The following is a 20,979-nucleotide window of genomic DNA, read 5'->3' on the forward strand; positions in this document are numbered from 1 at the left end:
TACCAAATTTATTGTGACACTGCTAAATAAAGCAACCGATGACTCATATTTTTCAGACATAAGGAGGATGCAGCCATGGTAAACACGCAGCTGGCGCCGACAGGCGTTCCAGCCCAAGTGCCGGCATCAGCCGCGCCTCCGCAGGCCAATCCCGCACCTACGCGGACCAGCCGGGAGCTGGTCAAAAATCATGAACCGGATGCCTTCTTCTTCCGCGAGCTGGAGAATAACGGCATCCTGCTGAATGCTCCGCAGATCCAAGCGGTCCGGCACGGCGAAGGCCCGATGCTGATTCTGGCCGGTGCAGGCTGCGGCAAAACGACCGTGCTCGCGGCGCGCACCGCTTATCTGCTTGCGGTTCGCCGCATCCCGGCCTCCGGCATTTTGCTCGTGACGTTCACGAGCAAGGCTGCGAGCGAAATCAAGCAGCGCATCGCCCGGATGCCGGGCGTCAGTCCCGCCGCCGCCCATGCGGTCGAGGCCCGCACGTTTCATTCGTTCGCGCTCCTGATGCTGCGCCGGAACGGATACAAGCAGCAAATCCTGGGCGAATTCGGGACGCAGCACACGATCATGAAAATGATTCTGCGCAGGCTCGACCCCTCGCAAACCTACCAGCCGGAAACGCTGCTTGCCGCTTTGTCCGCATGGAAGATGCAGGGCAAAAGCGCGGACGAGCTTCCGGATCATACGGACGACGAGGCCGCCGTCAGGAAGATTTTGCTGGCCTATGAAGCCTGGAAGCAGGAGAGGAGCTTATGGGATTTCGACGACATCCTGCTGCAGTTTCGGCGGCGATTGGATGACCGCCTGTTTCTGAAGCGGCTGCAGAACCGGTATGCCTGGCTCATGGTCGACGAGTTCCAGGATACGAACGCCATCCAATACGAGCTGGTGCAATATCTTGCCGCAGCGCATCGCAACCTGGCCGTGGTCGGCGATGACGACCAGACCATCTATACGTTTAACGGGGCACGGCAAGAATCTATCTTGGAATTCGACAAGCTGTATCCCGAAAGCAAAATCGTGACGCTCGACATCAATTACCGGAGCGACAGCCGGATTTTGGGACTCGGCGGCGCGATCGTCCGCCATAACCGGATGCGCCGTCCCAAAGAGCTGAAAGCGGCCGGCCCCTCCGGGCGGATGCCGCAATATATCCAGCCGTCGCATCCCGAAGAGGAGGCTGCATGGGTTGTCGATCATATCACGCAGCAGGTGCGAAACGGAAACGCCGCTTACAGGGACATCGCCATTTTGCACCGGACCGCGGGCAGCAGCCGTTCCGTTCTCGAGCAGCTGCTCATGCGCGGCATCCCGTTCGTTCAGTATGGCAGCCAAGCCGTCTTTTACGACCAGCCTTTGATCAAACCGCTGATGGATCATTTGCGGCTCAGCTTGAACCCGCGCAGAATGGAGTCTTTGCCGGGCGCGCTCGGTCCGCTTTATGTGCCGAAAGAAGAAGGGCATGCCTTCATCCTGGCGCAGGAACGGGAAACCCGGAAGAAATACCCTCTCATCCATTTAACCCGTTGGAGCCGGCTTCAGCCGTTTCAGCAGGCCGCCGTCAAAGAGAGGATCAAGCTGATCAAATCGCTCAAAGCGATGAAGCCGGCCTACGCGCTGCAGGAGATGCGCCGACTGTTTTACGATAAATACGTGCAGACGGGCGATCCTCTTGTATATACGCAATATAGGGACATGGTTCTCGATTCGCTGGAGGAACTCGAAAGCGCCGCGGCGCGTTTCGATACGGTCGAACGGTTTGTCGCCTATGCGGACGAGCTTTCCCTGCGCCATGCGCAAATGGAGGCGCTCAAGGACAAAAACGAAGGCGACGCCGTTCAGCTGATGACCATCCACCGGGCAAAAGGGCTTGAGTTTCCGTACGTCTACCTGATCGGAGCAAGCGAAGGCATTCTCCCGCACAGCACGGCTTTAAAAGAAAAGCCGCCGGAGGAAATGAAAGCCGCCCGTCCCGATGAGGCCGAGGAACAAATCTATGAAGCCGCCCTCGAAGAGGAGCGGAGGCTCGCTTACGTCGCCGTGACGCGGGCCAAAGAGCGGCTATATATCAGCTCCCCGGCGTATTACCATAGCAAGCCTGCCGCCCCTTCGCGCTTTTTGCTGGAGGCTTATGGCATCAAACACAGCCGTTCCAAAGAATCGCCTGCCGCTTCTTCGCGCCCTGCCTCCGCTTCCAAGCAGCGGACCCGGTAAGGCATCCTTGAACGGCATACTTATGTACCACGGTTGAGACAAAATTTATATCATTGGGCCCAGGCGCTCTAATGAAATCTCGGCTTTAAAAAAGACCCTTAAGCTCCCTTGCGATCGGGAATGCTTAAGGGTTTCATTTTGTAAATTGCAAAACAAGCCAATTTTTTTACCAAAAGGACATATGACTCTTTTGCCATGGATCCCACTTTTCAGGTAAAATAAGAAGTGTGGAACCGGAAATTCATCCGGTCGAGCAGTACACAAAAAAAGCAGATATAGGAGAACCGACCATTGAAAGAAGAATCGAATCATCAGCTTGCAGTGGGCTCTGTCACCCTGAAGGATTTGGAAAAGCTTGATATCGAGAACAATTTGCTGAACCAGTTCAATGAATGGAAAAGGCTTCCGATGCTTTATAAGCTTGCCCTGGAGGAGCTCCAGAATAAAATCAAACTCATCAAGACGGAGCTGAAGCTTCAAGACGGCTACAGCCCCATTGAGCATATTAAGGTCCGGATCAAGGAACCCAAAAGCATTATCAATAAGCTGGAGCGCAAGGGCATCGATTTTACGCTGAACAATATTTTGACCCACATCCATGATATTGCCGGCATGCGGATCGTTTGCGCTTTTGTACAAGATATTTATCGTCTGCTGGACCATTTTGCCCACCGGGACGATATCCGCATCATCGAGATCAAGGATTACATCGCCAATCCAAAACCTAACGGCTACCAGAGCCTCCATGTCATCGTCGAAGTCCCGCTCATTTTGTTCGAAGGCACGCGCTGGATGAAGGTCGAAATCCAAATGCGCACGCTTGCGATGGATTTCTGGGCCAGCATGGAGCATATCATTTTCTACAAATACGACAAACAAGTGCCAAAACATGTGGTCAGCGAATTGAAGGAAGCCGCCGTGGCCGCCGACAAGCTGGACCATCAAATGCTCCGCTTGCGCGACGAAATCCTGGCTTCCGCCGGAGAGTATTATCCGCAGGAATTGCAGGAGGTTCAGGAGGAGTAGGGCGCATTGCCGAATGCTCATTGGAAAAAAGGACGGATCAGGCCTTAAAGCCTGTCCGTCCTTTTTTAAGATATGAGAAAACTTCCGCTAAGCAAATCCTTTTCTTACAACTTAATATTCGCCTCGTCAAAATACTCTTCCAGCGTCATGCCGCTTTGCGCCACATCTTTTGCGAGATCCGCGCCGATATAGCGGATGTGCCACGGTTCGTACACGTAACCGGTAATGTCGTCGCGTCCTTTCGGATACCGGACTACGAAGCCGTAGTCGGGCGCATGCTCGGCAAGCCATTTTCCTTCCCGGGAATCGCCGAAGTTCTCTTCCAGATCATTGTTGACGCTCGGGCTGGATACGTCGATCGACAAGCCGGTCTGATGCTCGCTTGTTCCGGGGACGGCGCTTACGCTCGAAGCGTAGGCTTCGCCTTTGGTCCGAACGTTGTTTTCGTAAATGGCCTTTTGCCGCTTGTAGGAACGGTACCCCGATACCGCGCGCAGCTCGATGCCGTCCTCTTTCGCCCCGGCAAACAGATTCTCGAGGGCTTCCGCCGCTTCCTTGCGCAAATGGCGTTTCTCGTGCGGTCCGTCAAAGGAAAACGGAACGTTCGGTTCCACGAGATCCGTCGGCTCATACCCGTCCGGCAAGCTTCGCTGCTTGTTGACAATTACCGTCATCGCCTCCGGATTCGTGACCACTTCTTTTCCGTCCACTTCCTTAATCGTCGTCTGCAGCGAGCTCTCGCTGCGCTTCAGCATGACGGGATCTGCCGGAACCTGGTTCTCCTTGTCGCTGTTGCCCGCTCCTTTCAGGGCTTGTCCCTGTTCGCCGCCGGACCCGCCCGTCTTCTGGCAGCCGCTCAGCGCGGCCGTCGAAAGCGCAAGCGCGGTCACCAGCAGGCAAGTCCACAATCCCTTTTTCCACGTATGCTTGCTCATGTCCATTCTCCTAACTCTGCCTCACCAGTTCATTTATGTCCATTGTACTTGATTCTTGTCGATGCGGCAAAAGAAGTCGAATTATGCTGCAAATGGCCATGGGGCTTAGTTGTAGTAACTCGGCAAGCAGGCGGGCAACCCTTTTGGCTTCATCGGGCCGAATCCTTGATGAGGCTTAAGCGCTCCCGCGCTTTTTCGGCCGTTTCGGTCGTGATCCGGCGGACGATCTGCTCCGCGTTTTTCACCCCCGGCAGCAGCGCCGCCCAATCGTCGATCTGCAGCTCTCCCGTAGGTTCGGCCTGCAAACGAACCTTCACATCATGGTATTCCGCGCCCGGCTCATGAAGCTTCCCCTGTTCCGCGGCCTCCGCCAGCCATTCCCCTGCCGACGGGCCGGCTTTCCCTTTTTCCTCCAGCTTGCCTAAAGCTTCGCTGTCGTCGGACTCGGCAGCCGGCGGCACCCGCTCGGCCCAATCCCGGAAAACGTCGTTCAGCAGCCGCTCCTTTGGCAGCCCAAGCAGGGTCAAGCGGAGCATGGGTTCATCCTGAAATTTCCGCTCCGCTTCTTCCCAGACCGCACGGACATGCCCGCATCCGTTCTTGCCGCAGCCGCATTCCGCCCGGTCCCAATCCGGCGCATACCGGGACTTGACGTCCTCCTCAAGCCATAAAGGGGGCCGGCTTCTCAGCAGAGCGTACAGCTCATAGGGATGTCCGGACAGCTCCTTCACAATATCCGCGGCTTCCTCCGCGGAAAACGGCGCAAACGGGATATGCGCCTCGAAGGGTTCGCCCTTTTCGGGCGTTCCCGGAGTCACTGCCGGTGCGATTTTCGCATGAATCCAGCCGGGTACAATATTCAGCTCGAACGGTTTTATGTTTTGGTTCATCGTACCCCTCCCGGTTGCTTTTTGGTACTTTGCGGGTTACATCCAGTCTTCTCCCTGAAGCGTAATCAGTTCCCGAAGCTCGCTGTCGGACATTTCGGTCAGCCACGTTTCCCCGGAGCCGACGACCTGCTCGGACAACGCCTTTTTATGTTCGATCAGCTCATCGATCCGTTCCTCCAGCGTGCCTTGGCAGATCAGCTTGTGCACCTGGACGTTTTTCTGCTGGCCGATGCGGAACACGCGGTCCGTCGCCTGGTTTTCCACCGCGGGATTCCACCATCGGTCGTAATGCAGCACGTGGTTGGCGCGGGTCAGGTTCAGGCCGACGCCTCCGGCTTTAAGCGAAAGCACGAAAAACGGCGAACCCTTCCCGTTCTGAAACGCTTCTACCATTTGATCCCGCTCCTGCTTGGAGACCCCCCCGTGCAAAAAGGACGGCTTGACGCCGTAGCGCTGTTCCAGGCGCGATACGATCAAGTGCCCCATCTCCACGTATTGCGTAAAGATCAAAGCCGCCTCCCCGGACTCCTGAATCTGGTCGAGGAGCTCGAGGAGCCGCTCCATTTTTCCCGAGGACTCGCCTTTTGCGCCTTTTTCTTCCTTTCCGAGCAGCTGCGGCGAATCGCAAATCTGCTTCAGCTTGGTCAGCGAGGACAGCACAAGCCCTTTGCGCGCGATGCCGGTTTCTTCCCCGATTCTCTCCATCACCTGCTCGACGACCGCCCGGTACATGACGCCCTGAACCGGCGTAAGTGCGCAATACGACTTGATCTCCAGCTTCTCAGGCAGATCCTTGCGAATATCCGGGTCGCTCTTGAGGCGCCGCAGCATGAAAGGGGCTACGAGCTTGTGCAGCTCCTGCAGCTTGGCCGCTCCCGCCTCGCTTGCCGTATAACGCTGCCGGAACGAAGACGCGGAACCGAGATACCCCGGATTCAAAAAGTGAAAAATCGACCACAACTCGCCAAGCCGGTTCTCCACCGGCGTGCCCGTCATGGCGATCCGGTGGGGGGCCGACAGCTTCATGACGCTCTGGGCTTGCTTGGTGCGATGGTTTTTAATATATTGCGCTTCGTCCAAAACGACGGAAGCCCATGCCATCGCGGCCAGGTCGGCTCCGTCCCTCCCCGCCAGATGATAGGTGGTCAGGACAAGGTCGTGTTTGGCCGCTTCCTCCAGAAACGGTTCGCCATGCAGCCGCCGGTTGCCGTGATGGATGTACAGGTTCAGGTCCGGCGCAAACCGCTGCAGCTCGCGCTGCCAGTTGCCGAGCAGCGAAGTCGGGCATATGATCAGGACCGGGTTCATGTCCTTCCGGTGCTGCTCCAGCAAGCAGGTAATCACCTGTATGGTTTTGCCGAGGCCCATATCATCCGCAAGGCACACGCCAAAGCCCATATCCCTCATGGCGGACAGCCATTGAAATCCCCGCTCCTGATACGGACGGAGCACGCCGTGAAGCGAGGCCGGCACCGGCCTTGCCGGTACCTTGCGCGGGCCGTCTTCTCCCAGCAAGGACTCCAGGTATCCCGTCGTTTCCAGCCCAAGGACCGGGATGCCCTTCCATAAACGTTCCCCGCCTTCCTCCGCCGATAAATGGAGCCATTCCGACAGATCCATTTCGCCTTCGTCATGTTTTTTCAAATACCGCAGCACTTGGCGGATTTCCTTCAGGTCAAGCTCGATCCATTCCCCGCGGAATTTGACGTAAGGCAGGGCCGCTTCAGAGAGCTCGGCCAGCTCCTCGCGCGAGAGGGTCAAGCCGTCAAGCGCCGCTTCAACGCGGAAAGAGACCAGCTGCTCCATGCCGATCACGGGAAGGCCCGGTTTCGTATCGTCGGATTGCATTTTCAAAGTCAGTCCGACCCGCCTCCGCCCCTTGCGGCTCCATTTGGACGGCATTTGCACGGTCATGCCCGCCTCGTTCAGCCGGGGCACCGAATGGCGCACAAAGGCCACCATCTCTTCGCTCGACAGCTCCATTCCCTGAGGCGCGGGCTCGCAAAGCGCTTGCGCCAGCTCGGGAGACAGCGCGGCCGCTTCTCCGAGAAGGTTCAGCATCTGCTCCTGCACGTTCTCGTATATTTTTCCCCGCCGGTGAATATGGCGTTCACGGTATCCCCAAATCGCCGCCACCGGCAGCCAGGCGCCGAACTCGTCCTGGAATTCCGCCCAAAAGGTGACTTTCCACCGTTCCTGTTCCTCCGTATGGTTCGGGGTCAAACGAAACCCGAGCTGCAGCCGGCCGTGTCGGGAACGCTCCTCATCCTGCGGGCCCTCGGGGATCGATGTGCAGCCCACCGCGGCCACTTCCTCGCCCAAGGCCGTCACTTCCTCCGTCGTTCCCTGAACGGAAATCGTCCGGCTCGCCGTCAGCAGACTGTTCCACCAAAGCTCCGCCAGCGGCGACGTGCCGCGGCGGTAATCGGCCTGGTGCCGCGACAGCTTTCCTTCCTCCGTCCGCACAACCTCCTGCACGCTCGCGTGGATCATGGCGCTGAGAAAAGAATGCAGCACCGCCGCCCCCGCCTCATGTTTCGTCAGCGGTTCGCTTCCAAGAAGCGCGGGCACGCCCAATCCGACCGGCGGCATCGCGCCGGCCAGCTGCCTGAAGCGTTCAACGTCATCCGGATCGCTCAGCTTCGGCTTCCAGGTGCCCGTCAGCGCAAGCACGCCCGCGCGCCGCCGGGAGCCTCCCGCGGATACCTCGGCCGTTCCCGGCGCGATTTGGCCGCGAAGCATCAGCTCCAGCGCAAAACGCGCCGCCTTGACCCAGTATCCCATCTCCGCTCCCGGCTGAAGGCCAAGGCGCGCGCAGGCGGATTCGTCCCATCCGAGCAGCATGTGAAAGGCGTCCGCCGGCGTCAGGGCAAGCCCTTCCAGCGTTCTCCCCATCAGCTGCCGCCGCTCCCCGCGCCGGGCCGTGCGCTGCGAAGCCGAAGGCGAAGGATACCGCAGCTCAGCCAGCCGCAGCACCGCCTGCTTGAAAGGCTTCGCCCCGTCCGAAAGCTGAAGCGATTTGACGACTTTGCTCCAAGCGTCGACCCTCGGCTCGGACATTTCTCCCGAAAAACAAAAAAACACGTCACCTAGCCATACGCCATATAGCGGTTGATTCATGGTTGTCTCCTGTCGTTCCTTGATTAGACATAATATCTTCATCTTATACGAAAACGGCCGAATTTAAAAACCTCAATCGCATTTTCATCGCTCAAAATAGCATTCGGGGAGCGCTGCGACAGATCGGGGCCCCGGATTTCCCGCGGCTTCGCCTGAACCCCGAACGGGCCCCTTCCGGATCGCATAAAAAGCCGAAGCCCGCTCCCCGGTTCATTCCCGGCGAAACAGGCTTCGGCCTTGCGCTGCTCTATTATTTTGCGGTTTCGATGGTCCAGCTTGCCCCGGCCGATCGGTCGGCCGTTTGAATGATCAGGCCGCCGTTGCCGTCCACATGCCAGCCTTCCGCGCCTTCCTGCAGCTGCTCCGCAGAAACGGACGCAAGTCCCGTCACTTCTTTCACAGCAAAGTCCGGGCGGTGAAGCTTAAACCGCAGCAGGCTCCGGTTCGCCTCGTATTTTCTATGCGCATAGGCATACGACAGCCCGAGGCCTCCCTCTTTGCCTTCAAGGCACACGTTCAAACGGGAGTAGGTTTGGTCACGGTAATCATAAGTGGCGCCGTCATCCTCGTATAAGCTGTACTCCGCTTTGAATCCGGTCCGGGCTGCGGCCCCGTAAATGTGGAACGTCACGTTCCCGTTCGTCTGGTCGTCCGCATGCTGGGTCAGCGCCCCTTCGGGAACGACGGACCCGGCTTTGACGTACATCGGCATCGTCTCGAGCGGGCAGGAGGCGAGAATATAACGTCCCCCTTCCAGCTTTTCGCCCGTCCAGTAATCAAACCATGCTCCTTCGGGTAAATAAACGGCACGGTGATCCGTATCCGGGCGGTACACCGGCGCGATCAGCACCGAATCGCCGAGCAGGAACTGGTCGCAAAGATTCGTCACATTCGGGTCGTGCGGATATTCCAGCACGAGCGGACGAATGACCGGCATGCCCGTCATCGAAGCTTCCTGGAACAGGTTGTAAATATGCGGCAGCCAGCGGTAACGGAGACCGATGTACTTCCGGATGATCTCTTCCGTCTCGGTGCCGAACGCCCAAGGCTCCTGACGGAGCGTATCGATCGCGGAATGGTTGCGGAAATACGGGAAAAACGCGCCCATCTGCGTCCACCGCACAAGCAGCTGTCCCGACGTATGGTGGGCGAAGCCGCCGATATCGGGCCCGGCGAAAGGCAAACCCGACAATCCCATGTTCAGCACCATCGGCATCGCAAGCGCCATATGCTCCCAGAAGCTGCGGTTATCCCCCGTCCACACCGCCGCGTAACGCTGAATGCCCGCGTATCCCGCACGGGTCAGGACGAACGGCCGCCGGTTGTCCAGCTGCCGCTTCAGCCCCTCCGCCGTCGCCTTCGACATGAGCAAACCGTACAAATTATGCAGCTCCTCATGCGTCTTCATATCGCCGTTGTTCCGGTGGATGACGTCGAGGTCCATCGTTTTGCTTTCATTAAATACAGCCGGTTCGTTCATGTCGTTCCAAATGCCTTCAATCCCGTTCTCCGTGTAAAAGGAATGCAGATCGCCCCACCACTTCGACGTCCGGTCGTCGGTGAAATCCGGGAACGCGCTCGTTCCGGGCCATACCTCGTCAAAGTAAATGCCGCCTTCGAGCCTGGTGCAGAAATGCTCCTGCTGCACGCCTTCCCGGTACACGGGGTATGTCGGATCCTTTTTCACGCCGGGATCGACGATCGGCACGATGCGGATGCCCATATCGCGCAGCTCCTTCATCATCGCCCGAGGATCCGGAAAACGGACCGGGTCGAACGTAAATACCCGATACCCGTCCATATAATGGATATCCAAATAAATGACGTCGCACGGGATGTTTTTATCGCGGAAGGTGCGCGCGAGCTCCAGTACCTCTTCCTGATCCATGTAACTGTAACGGGACTGATGATACCCAAGCGCCCATTTCGGCGGCAGCTCGATGCGCCCGGTCAGCGACGTGTAGCGCGTCACGACGTCTTTCACCGACGGGCCGGCGATGAAATACAAATCATAGTCCCCGGTGCTGCAGCCCATCGCAAACGATTCGGCATGCGTCCTCATATCCACTTCGGTCCGGCCCGGGTTGTCGAGGAAGAGGCCGTAGCTCGTTCCGCCGCTCATATGGATCACGAACGGAATCGACTGGTACAACGCCTCGATTTCCGGCACGTGGGGCGCGTAAACGTCCGTGTTCCAGTTCGTGTAACGTTCGCCGCGTTTGTCGAGGAAGCTCGATTTCTCCCCGAGCCCGTAAAAATGCGAATCCTGCGGCATATCGTAAAGCGCGTGCACGCCGCTGCGCGGGTGGAAGGCAAGGCTTTTCTGATGGCAGAGAACCTTGCCCTCCTTGTCGCGGACCGTAAGCGCAAACGTGGATTTGTCGACCTCAAGCGCGATCAGGGAAGAACGAAGGACCACCCGGTCGCCGGTTTCCTCCAGCTCGATGCCGCTTTCGCTTTTTTGCCGGAATGCGGGATCGATGGCCACCGTCGCGGATAAGTCCGGCTCGCCTTTTCTGAAAAATTTGATGCGGAATATGCCCTCCGCCGGGAACAATACGGCCGCGCCGCCGCGCTCCCCCCGCAAAACAAACGTATCCCCGCGCCGCTCGGTTTTTTGAAACCTGCCTACGTCCTTCCACTGCTCGCCATTTCCCGCCGCTCCGTATTTGTCCGGGCGGATCGCTTCGCTTCCTTCCATTGCTCTCGCTCCTTCTTCTTGTTGCGGGATTTTGCGTTCATCCGGTTGCCCTGATTACGCGCACAACCCATTTTTTCATATCCCATACCCAATCCTTGATGGAAAGAGGCTCCTTCGAATGATCAAAGGGAGCCTCCGTTTACCGGCCAAAGCCGCTGCATTTCTTTATTTCTTCAGGTTATCCCAAGTTTTTTGGAAGTCCGCAAGGAGCTGGTCTTTATCCGATTTGCCTGCAATATAGCTTTGCATGCTCGAACCGAATTCATTCCATGCGCCTTCCGGGAATCTGGCGAACTGCCAGCTCAGCACCTTGTTTTCCTTGCTGTATTTCAGCACTTCCGCGCCCAGCGCGCCGAGATCCTGTTCCGTGGCGTTGATGCTCTTGAACGCCGGAATGAACTTAAATTCTTTGGTGATGTAGTTTTTGCCTTGATCGGACGTCACGAGCCAGTTCAAAAATTCCTTCGCGTCGTCTTTCACCTTGGAATTTTTGTTGACGACCCAGTTGTTCGGCACGCCGACGAGCAGCTTGTCGTTTTCTTCCGCGTTATCGCTGATCGGCATCGGCAGGAGGCCGATGCTCATGTTCGGCGTAATGCCGTCGATTTGCACCTGCGTCCAGTTGCCCTGCTGCGTCATGGCGGCCTGGCCGTTCGCGAACATGGTCATTTCCGTGTTGTAATCGGTTGTCAGCGGGTTTTTGTTGCCGTATTTCAGCGTCAGGTCAAACAGCTTCATCAGCCCGTCCATTTCCGGGTTGCCCGCGAACTTGGCCGTGCCTTTGTTCAGTCCGTCGATGTACGCGCCGGGATCCTTCTGATGGGAGAACGCCACGTTCAGCGTATGCTGCCCCAAAATCCAGCCTTCCTGGTATCCGTTGACGAACGGCGTGATGCCGGCGTCCTGCAGTTTTTTGGCGGCTGCGTCCAGCTCGGTCAGCGTCTTCGGAATTTCCGTGATGCCCGCTTTTTTGAACAGATCCTTGTTGTAAACGAAGCCGTAGCCTTCCAGGTTCATCGGCATGCCGTAAATTTTGCCGTCTTTTGTAATTTGGTCCTTGGACACGTCCACCATGTCGCTGACCCATTTTTCATTCGAAAGGTCCTCAAGCTTGTCCGACCAAGTGTTCAAATCGGTGTACCCGCCGACGTTAAAAATGTCGGGCTCTTCGCCTGAAGCGAATTTCGCCTTCAACGCCGCGCCGTAATCGGAGCCGCCGCCGACCGTTTGGATATCCAGCTTGATGCCCGGATGGCTTGCCTCGTAATCGGCCTTCAACTTATTGAGCGCTTCCGCGATTTCCACTTTGAACTGGAAAATATGAATCGTTTTTGTGCCGCCTTGTCCTTCGCTGCCGCCACTCGCCGTTTTGTCTGTTTTCGAGCCGCAGCCCGCCAGCACGACGGAAAGCGCGAGCATCGAAGCGAGCGTGATTTTGGAACGTTTTTTCATGAATGAATCCTCCCTTTTCAATTTCCGATGTCAAACGGGAATCATATCCAAAAGCTTGTTTTGTAACCGTTTACTTCTCCATTATAGAGTCGGGCAAAACCGATGAGCACTTACGATATTGACGAAACAGGGGGAACGGATTGACCTGTCCGGTTCGCCCCGTTCCAGCCCGCATCAGCCTTTGACCGCGCCCTGCGTAATGCCTTCGACGATATATTTTTGCATCGCCAGGAAAAATACGATGACCGGCAAGATGCCGAGCACGAGCGCCGGCAGCGCCAGATCCCACTGCTTCGTGAACTGGCCGAAAAACGCAAACGTGGCGATCGGTATCGTCCGCAGGTCCGCGCTTTGCAGCACCAGGGACGGAAGCAGATAGTCGTTCCAGATCCACAGCGTATTTAAAATGATAACCGTAACGAACATCGGTTTCAAAAGCGGAAGCACGATCCGGAAAAAAGTGCCGTAAGTATTGGTCCCATCCACCCGCGCGGCCTCCTCGATTTCCAGCGGTATCGATTTGACGAACCCGTGGAACAGGAATACGCTAAGCGGCACGCCGAAACCCAGGTAGCTCACGATCAATCCCGGTATGCTGTTCATCAAGCTAAGCGAGCTCATCACTTTCACGAGCGGAATCATGATCGACTGGAACGGGATGACCATCGCCGCGACGAAAACGGCGAACAAAAACCGGTTGAAACGGCTGTTGTGGCGAACCATCCGGTACGCCGCCATCGCGCTGAACAACGCGAGCAGCGCGTTGCTGAATACGGTGACGATCAGCGAGTTTTTGAAGGCCGACGGAAAATTCGTCATGTCCCACGCCTTGCTGTAGTTGTGCCATTCGAAGCTTTTCGGCCAGCTGGCGGCATTGGTCAGCAGATCGCCGAACGTTTTGACCGAGTTCACGAACAGGAAGTAGAACGGAATCAGAAAGAGCAGCGCGATGACAACCATGACGATTTCGGTCGCGAGCGTCCCGAAGCGGTATTTTTTGGATACTTCCATCACGATTCAACCTCCTTCGATTTCGTCAATTTCACCTGCAAACTCGTAATGACCGCCACGACAACGAAGAAAATGATCGCTTTGGCGGTGCCCAGCCCGTAACGGTTGTTCTGGAACGCCTCGTTGTAAATGTTCAGCGCCACCGATTCGGTCGAGCGGAACGGCCCGCCTTTCGTGAGGGACAGGTTCAAGTCGAACATTTTGAACGACCAGGAGATCGCCAGGAACAAACAAACGGTAACGGCCGGCATGACAAGCGGCATAATGACCGTTTTCAAAATTTGCAGCCTGCTCGCCCCGTCGATTTCAGCCGCTTCGATAATGTCCTTCGGAATGTTGTTGATCGACGAAATGTAGATGACCATCAAATAACCCGCGGTTTGCCAAACGAACACGATCACGATGCCCCAAAACGCGGTCGTCGCGTCGCCGAGCCAAGGCAGGTTGAAGAAATGCCAGCCGGTGGCATCGCCCACCGCGGAAAACCCTTTGACGAAAATGAACTGCCAAATAAATCCGAGCAGCAGGCCGCCGATCACGTTCGGCATAAAAAAGACGGTGCGCAGCACGTTGCGCGTCTTTAGCGGCTTCGTCAGGAAATACGCCAGGAAAAATCCGAGCAAATTAGTTAAAATAATGCCGATGACCGTAAAACGGACCGTAAACCAGAAAGCCTTCCCAAAATCGGGATCTTTCGTTAATATTTGTTTGAAATTGTCGATGCCGACCCAAGCGACCTCGCCGGATACCCCATTCCAGCTCGTAAAGGAATAATAGAGGCCCAGCAGGAACGGAATCACAATAATGACGGTAAAAAAGAGCGTGGATGGCCCCACGAACACCAGCTGCTGAAACAGCCCGGACGTTTTTTTGCGATTCATCCCGATTCTCCCCTTTTCGAAGTACTCTAACTATCTGTAGGTCAAGTATGAAGGAATGCGTTTACAAAAAACACGGAGGATCGTGAACCGTTAGGGGGAAAATATTGATATGCCGAAAACAGGCCATTACGTCAAAGAAGGGGATAAACCGATCAAGTTCCGCAGCATCCGCTCGCGGCTGATCCAGTTCATGCTTCTGGCCACGACGATCCCGCTCCTGCTGTCCATCAGCATCACGTACATCCATACGAAGGAGACCATCAAGGAGCAAGCGCTGGAAGAAAACCGGCATTTGATTTTCCAGGGAAAAACGAATGTAAGCAATTATTTGGACAATATCAACAAAGCATCGCTCGTGGTGTACAACGACGCCAATTTTTTGCGGAACCTGCGCAAAATCCCGGATGATTACCGGGCCGTCGCCGAGGTGTTTACGCTGCTGCAAAACATTCAAAACACGGTCGGCGGCATCGAGCGGATCTACCTGCATGCTTCGCAATCCAACCAGTCGACGCTCGTGACGCCGGCCACGTTTCCGAAAAGGGAGTTTCGTCCCGTGCCTTATGTCAGCACCGTGCCTTACGAAAAATTCACGACCGCGATCGAGCCGACCCATAACAGCCATGACTATGGGTTTCCCCCGTCGCCGACCTCGTATACGAAACGCAAGGTGTTTACCTTCCACCGGACCATCACCAACATCCCTTCGGAAAAGGTGCTGGGCGTGCTGGCCATCGACGTCAGGCTCGATTCGGTTGCGGCCATTTGCGAGCAGCTGTTTAATAAAAAGAACGAGCAGCTTGTCATCGTCGACCGGGACGGAAACGTCATATATTCGGGCAGGGACGAACAGATCGGCCAAAAGCTGCAGGATCAAGCCGTGCTTGACCATATCCGCCAAAACGACAGCGGCTACTTTGAAATGAACGGCGCGATGCACGTATACGAGAAGCTGCAGACGCCTTACACCGACTGGACGATCGTCAAGCGGATCCCGAACGCCACGCTGTATGAACGGGCTACCCAGCTGACCAAAATCAATACGGCGATCGCCGTCATCGCCCTGCTGGTGATCATCTTCGGAACGCTGTTCATCTCGGTGCGCATCACCGAGCCGATCAAACGTTTGACCAGCTATATGAACCGGATCCAATCCGGCCAGCTGAACGTCGACATCGATTGGAACAGCCGCGACGAAACGGGCATCATGTTTTCCAGGTTCAGGCAGATGATGGATACGATCAACAATCTCATTTTGCGCGAATACAAGCTGGAGCTGGCGAATAAGACCAATCAGCTCAAAGCGCTGCAGGCGCAGATCAACCCCCATTTTCTGTACAACACGCTGCAGTCGATCGGTACGCTGGCGCTTCATCATAACGTGCCCCGGATTTATGCCCTGCTCTCCTCGCTCGCGAAAATCATGCGGTACAGCATGAACAAGGGCGACGCGCTGGTGACGCTTCGGGAAGAAGCCGAGCACGCGAGGTTGTACCTCGATTTGCAAAAGGAGCGGTTCGGCGACCAGCTGGAATTTTCGATCCGCCTTGAGCCGGACACGCTGGGGGTGCCGATGCCGAAAATGATTTTGCAGCCGCTCGTCGAGAACTTTTTCAAACACGGGATGGACAACCTGAAAGACGGGCGTGGCCGTGTTGACATTATGAGCCGGATGAACCCGGACGGCGTATTGACGATTGTAATCGAAAATAACGGGGAATCGATTCCGCCGGACTTGCTGAAGCGGCTCGCCTCCGAGCTTGAACGGCAGCAAAGCGGAGCACAGGCCGAATGGAGCGAGGAGTACGGGATCGGGCTTCACAACGTAACGATGCGCCTGCAGTTGTACAACGAGCACGGATCGGAACTCCATATCGAAAACATCGAGCCGCAAGGCGTCCGGATCACTGCGCAAATACACACCAAAGCGACACAGACGAAGGAGAATGAGGAATCATGAAGGTTTTGATTGCGGATGACGAAAAGCATGTGAGGGATGCGATAAAAATGCTGGCCGATTGGGACAGGCACGGCGTCACCGCCATCCTTGAGGCTTCCGACGGACAATCGGCTGTAGAGATCATCACAGAGGAATCCCCCGAAATCGTCATGACCGATATGCGCATGCCGCGAATGGACGGAACAAAGCTGCTGGAATGGATCAAGGAGAACCGCCCCTCCGTTAAAGCGGTCGTCATCAGCGGATACGACGATTTCGAGCTGGTGCGTCATACGATCCGGAGCGGCGGCCTGGATTATATCCTCAAGCCCGTCGATCCGGATGCGCTGAACGACGCGCTCGGCAAGGCGGTGGAGGCTGCGCGCGCCGAAGCGCTTCAGAGCCGTCTCAGCACGCGTCAAAACATGGAGCTTAACCGCATGCGGCCGCATTACGCGGACAAGCTGCTGACCGACCTCATCGGCGGCCATGGCGGCAAAGAGGACCTTGTACGCCAGCTGCGGGACGAATTCGGCCTTCCGGGCGACGCAGCCTTCTGCCGCGCGGCCGTCATCAGCACGGCCCAATTGGATCAGGAGGTATTGAACAAGTTCGCGCAGATGCCTGAGCTGCTGTACTTTACGCTGATCAACATCTGCAACGAGGTGCTGCTATCCGGACAAAAAGGCATCGCTTTTCACCATTTGGGACGCCCCGAGGAAATCGTCCTTCTTCTATGGGACGAGACGATGCCCCTGCAATCCGTGCTGGAGGACATCCGCAAAGGCATCGACCTGACGCTGCGCCGCCAGGTGCATATCGGCGCCGGAACGCGCCTGCCCTTTCCTCAAGGTGCTGCCCAGTCCTACCAGGAGGCCCGCCAGGCGCTGTGGCAGCGGAACGCCGCCGACGCGTCGGGCTGGCTGCATGCCGGGGTGCCTCAGCCCCCAAAACCGTTGCGGCTTGGCGCGCACGAGGAGAGTTTTCGGCTGGCGGCGCTCAGCGGCAGCGCGGAAAAAATCGGCGCCGCGGTGGACGCCTGGATGAACCAGGTCCGGGAACTGGGTGCGGTAACGCCGGAGCAGCTTGCGCAGTGGAATGCCGAATGGGACTGGATGCTGAAGCAGTGGATGGACCAAAATTCGGATCAAACCCCGAACGGCGCGGAAAAGGATGTGCTGCTCGAGCTGCCGCGGTCGCTCCCGCTCGATCCGCAAGGAAGGCTCTCCTTCCCCCTTTGGAAAAACCAATACGAAGGCCGGCTGACGGCGGCCAGCCGCATCCTGACACAGCAGCACTCCCGGGAGAACCACATCATCCACGATATCGCCGCATATCTGGAGAACCATTACGCCGAGGATATATCGCTGCAGGATATGGCCGCCCGTTTTTTTCTGAGCCGCGAATACATTTCGAGACGCTTCAAGCAGGAATTCGGCGTCAACATCTCGGATTTCCTGGCGGGCGTGCGCATCGAAAAGGCGAAGCTGCTGCTGCTCAATCCGCAGCTGCGCATTGCCCAAATCGCCGAAATGGTCGGATACCAGGACGAAAAATATTTCAGCAAAGTATTCAAAAAGCAGGAAGGCCGCACCCCCAACGAATACCGGAAGGAGCAAGCGCTGCGCTGAGCCTCACCTCCTTTTTAAACGGCCTTTTTCACCAACAAAAATAAGCGTCCTTCAGATCTTTCGAACGATCTTGGGACGCTTGTCTATTTTATGCCGTCGGACCCTGCGGCCGAAGGTTTCAAACGTTTACGTACCCTTCTTCTGCCTCCATGCCAAGCACGCGAATGACGTCGTTCGGGTAAACATGTACGCCGGCCGTACCGGTTAAAGCGATGCTTACCATGGCGCGCGCAAGGGTTTTTGCCGGCATCGCCCGATATTTGGCCGCCCGGCCCCGCAAAAGCGGATCCAGGCTTCTCATGACCCAGGCCCCCGCCGCTTCGCCGAAGCGGAATTCTCCCCGGTCCCCGAGCAGCAGCGACGGACGAAACAGATGCACGCCCGGGATTCCCACGGAGCAAACGGCCTTTTCGGCCTCCCCTTTGACGCGGTTGTAAAAGATTTTGGAATTGGGATCGGCCCCCATGGCGGTGACGGCCAGAAACTGCCCGACGCCCTGCCGTTTGGCTATTTTCGCAGCCCGCAGCGGATACTCCAGGTCCACCTTGCGGAACTTCGTCTGCGACCCCGCTTTCCGGATCGTCGTGCCAAGGCAGCAAAACACATCCCTGACCCCTTGGAACCGTTCCGCATGGTCCTCCAATTGTTCAAAGTCGATGACCGATTCGTGCAGCTTCGGATGCCGAACCCCCAGCGGCCGCCTCGTCAATACGCCAACGGATTCATAGGCTTCGCTGCGAAGCAGCTCTCCGAGCAATTCCCCGCCCACAAGTCCCGTGGCGCCAAGCACCAATGCCTGCAATCCGATCTTCCCCACCCCGCTTTCATGGATTTATTTGACCTCATTCTACCCGTTTCGTGCACCCGGTTTCAACAGGTTTCGTTCCCCAAACCGGCCGTTTTCCCCGTAATCCAACCTCGCCCGGCCGTTTTCGGCAAACCCGTGTTTTATGCATGCGCTCTCCTCCGCTTCTCGCCGTCTTCTGCCGCAAAACAACGATTTGAAATACCCGTGAAAAGCGAATATACTGATAAAGAAATATTTTAGAATGAACGTTCAGTATAAGTTATGGATTGTAGGAAAGGTGAAATGAGGCCCATGAACAAAAAACAGCTTTCAAGTCAGCAGACGAAACAGAAAATCGCCGACGCCGCCCGCGCCTTGTTCGGGCTAAAAGGTTACGCCTCCACTTCCATCGAGGACATCGTTTCCGCCACGCAAATCAGCAAGGGCAATATGTATTACCATTTCAAAAACAAGGAAGGGCTGCTGCTCTACCTGCTCGACGAATGGAACCGGGAATGGGCCGAGCAGTTTCAGGCAAAAAAGGCCCGTTACCATACCGTCAAGGAGCAGATGATCGCGCTGGTCGAGCATTTTCTGCAGGACGGGTTTCAGCATCCGCTCACCAAGGCGATGAACGAATTTTACGCTACCGAGCTGATTACGTCGCCCAACCAGGATCGAATCGAAGAGATGATGCGGGAGTATCTTCGCAATTACGAGGAACTGCTGGAGGAAGGCATGCGGACGGGCGAGTTCAAGCCGGACGACGCTCGCATGCTCAGCATCATTCTTGAAGGCATGCTAGCCGGCATGGAGTTTTCTACGAACAAAATGTCTTTTGAACAAGCGCGTGCGCTTTACCTGAAAGCGATGCATGTTTTTCTGTACGGCATCACCGGGCTGACCGAGCCGCCGGCTGCGGAGAAGGCAAACGGCTAATTCATTTCATAAAAAGTGAACCTGCTTAAATTAATGGAGGAACCAATGAGTCAAGAAAAAAACCTGCTGCCTGCGCTGGAGACAGACCCCGTAGGCAAAGTTTTCGTACGCTACCTTATTCCGTCCCTTGTCGGCATGCTCATGATGTCGATCAACGTTGTCGCCGACGGCATTTTCGTCGGTCACCGTCTCGGCGCGCTGGCGCTGGCCGGCATCAACATCGCGTCCCCGGTGTTTTCCGTATTTTTCGCCATGTCGCTGTGGCTCGGGATCGGCGGCGCAACCTTGTTTTCCCAAGCCAACGGCGCGAAAAACATCAAGCAAGCGCAGCGGATTTTCACCCACTCGCTTATCCTCATTTTCGTTCTGACGATGCTGGTCGCCGTCACCGCCTATCTGCTGCGCGTTCCTTTGGCTTATGCGCTCGGGGCCAACGGGGATACGCTCCCCCATGCCGTCGAATATATGACGGTGCTGCTCACTTACGGCTTTATCATTACGATCCAAAATGCATTCAGCCTGTTCGTCCGCAATGACGGCAACCCGAACCTGTCCATGATCTCGATGGTCGTTTCGGCGGTCCTCAACATCATTTTGAACTATATATTTTTGTACATGCTTGATATGAGCGTCAAAGGTTCGGCGCTGGCAACCGTCCTCGCCACGCTCGTTGGGGCGCTGGTGCTGTTCGTCCATTTTTTGCGCAAGGACCGGACGCTTTCCTTCGCCAAGCCGTTTTTTTCGCTGAAGCTGGCCGTCCGGACGCTGACGATCGGTTTTCCAAGCTTTATTTCCGAGGTCGGGCTATCCGTGTTTACGATCGGGTACAACGTAGCGATGGTGCGATGGGCCGGAACGGCGGGCGTCGCCGCCTTTTCGGTGCTCAATTACGCGCACAGCGTCATGCTGATGCTGTTCCTCGGCATGGGTTCGGCGATTCAGCCGCTGATCAGCTACTACCGCGGCGCCAAGCTGCGCCAACGCGAAGTGCAGACCGTCCGGATCGCCGTCGCTACGGCCTTCGTCTCCGGCATCGCCGTCTTTCTTCTCGGCCTCGCGTCCGCGGGCGGCATCGTCTCGCTGTTCGGCGATTTCTCCGAAGAGGTCCGCTCGCTGGCGATCAACGGCATCCGGCTCTTTTTTATCGGATATATGTTTATGGGCGTCAATTTCGTCATGATGACCTTTTTCCAAGCGTCCGAACAGGTCAAAGCGGCGGTATGGATCACGTTATCAAGGGAAATTATTCTGATGGTCATTTTCCTGCTGGTGCTGCCTCATCTGCTCGGAACGAACGGTGTATGGCTTTCCATCCCGCTGTCCGAATGCGTCGTGGCGGTTTCGATTTTCATTTATGTTCAATATTTGCAAAGATCGAAGCAAACGGCGGTATAAAAAATGCCCTTATCGACGTACTTTCACGGAAAACAGACCGCGTGTAGCGGAA

At 56.4% G+C, this 20,979-nt stretch carries 14 protein-coding genes; 6 read left to right on the forward strand and 8 right to left on the reverse strand.

Annotated features, from left to right (window positions below):
- Window positions 1-75 precede the first annotated feature (75 nt).
- Together GQY55_RS05350 and GQY55_RS05355 are read left to right on the forward strand one after the other, a co-directional pair.
- Window positions 76-2,220: an ATP-dependent helicase gene (locus GQY55_RS05350; RefSeq protein ID WP_160038947.1), complete on the forward strand. Its 2,145-nt coding sequence runs from the start codon at window positions 76-78 to the stop codon at window positions 2,218-2,220.
- 408 nt (window positions 2,221-2,628) lie between these two features.
- Window positions 2,629-3,246 carry a GTP pyrophosphokinase gene (locus tag GQY55_RS05355; RefSeq protein ID WP_160039803.1) on the forward strand — a complete coding sequence of 206 codons (618 nt, stop codon included), beginning with the start codon at window positions 2,629-2,631 and terminating at the stop codon, window positions 3,244-3,246.
- A 104-nt stretch (window positions 3,247-3,350) separates the two neighbouring features.
- Here GQY55_RS05355 and GQY55_RS05360 read toward each other — a convergent pair whose 3' ends face one another.
- From GQY55_RS05360 to GQY55_RS05390, 7 genes are all read right to left on the reverse strand, one after another.
- Window positions 3,351-4,181 (reverse strand): M15 family metallopeptidase, encoded by an 831-nt coding sequence (locus GQY55_RS05360; RefSeq protein WP_160038948.1) that lies wholly within the window; start codon window positions 4,179-4,181, stop codon window positions 3,351-3,353.
- 149 nt (window positions 4,182-4,330) lie between these two features.
- Complete coding sequence (locus GQY55_RS05365; RefSeq protein ID WP_160038950.1) at window positions 4,331-5,071, reverse strand: hypothetical protein; 741 nt, start codon at window positions 5,069-5,071, stop codon at window positions 4,331-4,333.
- Between the two features lie 36 nt (window positions 5,072-5,107).
- Window positions 5,108-8,191: a DEAD/DEAH box helicase gene (locus GQY55_RS05370; protein WP_160038952.1), complete on the reverse strand. Its 3,084-nt coding sequence runs from the start codon at window positions 8,189-8,191 to the stop codon at window positions 5,108-5,110.
- Between the two features lie 250 nt (window positions 8,192-8,441).
- Window positions 8,442-10,892: a glycoside hydrolase family 31 protein gene (locus GQY55_RS05375; RefSeq protein ID WP_160038954.1), complete on the reverse strand. Its 2,451-nt coding sequence runs from the start codon at window positions 10,890-10,892 to the stop codon at window positions 8,442-8,444.
- A gap of 165 nt (window positions 10,893-11,057) precedes the next feature.
- On the reverse strand, window positions 11,058-12,344 hold the full coding sequence (locus tag GQY55_RS05380; protein WP_160038956.1) for an ABC transporter substrate-binding protein: 1,287 nt from the start codon (window positions 12,342-12,344) through the stop codon (window positions 11,058-11,060).
- A gap of 174 nt (window positions 12,345-12,518) precedes the next feature.
- On the reverse strand, window positions 12,519-13,355 hold the full coding sequence (locus tag GQY55_RS05385) for a carbohydrate ABC transporter permease (RefSeq protein ID WP_160039805.1): 837 nt from the start codon (window positions 13,353-13,355) through the stop codon (window positions 12,519-12,521).
- Complete coding sequence (locus tag GQY55_RS05390) at window positions 13,355-14,236, reverse strand: carbohydrate ABC transporter permease (protein WP_160038958.1); 882 nt, start codon at window positions 14,234-14,236, stop codon at window positions 13,355-13,357. The genes GQY55_RS05385 and GQY55_RS05390 overlap by 1 nt, the downstream gene beginning before the upstream one ends.
- A gap of 151 nt (window positions 14,237-14,387) precedes the next feature.
- On the opposite strand from GQY55_RS05390, the gene GQY55_RS05395 reads away from it, so the two are divergent.
- Complete coding sequence (locus GQY55_RS05395; RefSeq protein ID WP_160039807.1) at window positions 14,388-16,196, forward strand: cache domain-containing sensor histidine kinase; 1,809 nt, start codon at window positions 14,388-14,390, stop codon at window positions 16,194-16,196.
- Window positions 16,193-17,806: a response regulator gene (locus GQY55_RS05400; protein WP_160038960.1), complete on the forward strand. Its 1,614-nt coding sequence runs from the start codon at window positions 16,193-16,195 to the stop codon at window positions 17,804-17,806. Before GQY55_RS05395 ends, GQY55_RS05400 begins: the two co-directional genes overlap by 4 nt.
- Window positions 17,807-17,924: 118 nt before the next feature.
- Here GQY55_RS05400 and GQY55_RS05405 read toward each other — a convergent pair whose 3' ends face one another.
- Window positions 17,925-18,614: an oxidoreductase gene (locus tag GQY55_RS05405; RefSeq protein WP_160039809.1), complete on the reverse strand. Its 690-nt coding sequence runs from the start codon at window positions 18,612-18,614 to the stop codon at window positions 17,925-17,927.
- A gap of 291 nt (window positions 18,615-18,905) precedes the next feature.
- On the opposite strand from GQY55_RS05405, the gene GQY55_RS05410 reads away from it, so the two are divergent.
- Both GQY55_RS05410 and GQY55_RS05415 read left to right on the forward strand, forming a co-directional pair.
- Window positions 18,906-19,532, forward strand: a complete 627-nt coding sequence (locus GQY55_RS05410; protein WP_160038962.1) for a TetR/AcrR family transcriptional regulator — start codon at window positions 18,906-18,908, stop codon at window positions 19,530-19,532.
- A gap of 45 nt (window positions 19,533-19,577) precedes the next feature.
- Window positions 19,578-20,927: an MATE family efflux transporter gene (locus tag GQY55_RS05415; protein ID WP_160038964.1), complete on the forward strand. Its 1,350-nt coding sequence runs from the start codon at window positions 19,578-19,580 to the stop codon at window positions 20,925-20,927.
- The last annotated feature ends 52 nt before the right edge of the window (window positions 20,928-20,979 follow it).

Source organism: Paenibacillus sp. USDA918EY (genome assembly GCF_009870825.1).
Lineage (GTDB): Bacteria > Bacillota > Bacilli > Paenibacillales > Paenibacillaceae > Paenibacillus_AQ > Paenibacillus_AQ albilobatus.

Bases quoted from the DNA above. Each gene is read 5' to 3' on its own strand.
- GQY55_RS05350 (WP_160038947.1), top strand. From the start codon at position 76: ATGGTAAACACGCAGCTGGCGCCGACAGGCGTTCCAGCCCAAGTGCCG.
- GQY55_RS05355 (WP_160039803.1), top strand. From the start codon at position 2,629: ATGCTTTATAAGCTTGCCCTGGAGGAGCTCCAGAATAAAATCAAACTC.
- GQY55_RS05360 (WP_160038948.1), bottom strand. From the start codon at position 4,181: ATGAGCAAGCATACGTGGAAAAAGGGATTGTGGACTTGCCTGCTGGTG.
- GQY55_RS05365 (WP_160038950.1), bottom strand. From the start codon at position 5,071: ATGAACCAAAACATAAAACCGTTCGAGCTGAATATTGTACCCGGCTGG.
- GQY55_RS05370 (WP_160038952.1), bottom strand. From the start codon at position 8,191: ATGAATCAACCGCTATATGGCGTATGGCTAGGTGACGTGTTTTTTTGT.
- GQY55_RS05375 (WP_160038954.1), bottom strand. From the start codon at position 10,892: ATGGAAGGAAGCGAAGCGATCCGCCCGGACAAATACGGAGCGGCGGGA.
- GQY55_RS05380 (WP_160038956.1), bottom strand. From the start codon at position 12,344: ATGAAAAAACGTTCCAAAATCACGCTCGCTTCGATGCTCGCGCTTTCC.
- GQY55_RS05385 (WP_160039805.1), bottom strand. From the start codon at position 13,355: ATGGAAGTATCCAAAAAATACCGCTTCGGGACGCTCGCGACCGAAATC.
- GQY55_RS05390 (WP_160038958.1), bottom strand. From the start codon at position 14,236: ATGAATCGCAAAAAAACGTCCGGGCTGTTTCAGCAGCTGGTGTTCGTG.
- GQY55_RS05400 (WP_160038960.1), top strand. From the start codon at position 16,193: ATGAAGGTTTTGATTGCGGATGACGAAAAGCATGTGAGGGATGCGATA.
- GQY55_RS05410 (WP_160038962.1), top strand. From the start codon at position 18,906: ATGAACAAAAAACAGCTTTCAAGTCAGCAGACGAAACAGAAAATCGCC.
- GQY55_RS05415 (WP_160038964.1), top strand. From the start codon at position 19,578: ATGAGTCAAGAAAAAAACCTGCTGCCTGCGCTGGAGACAGACCCCGTA.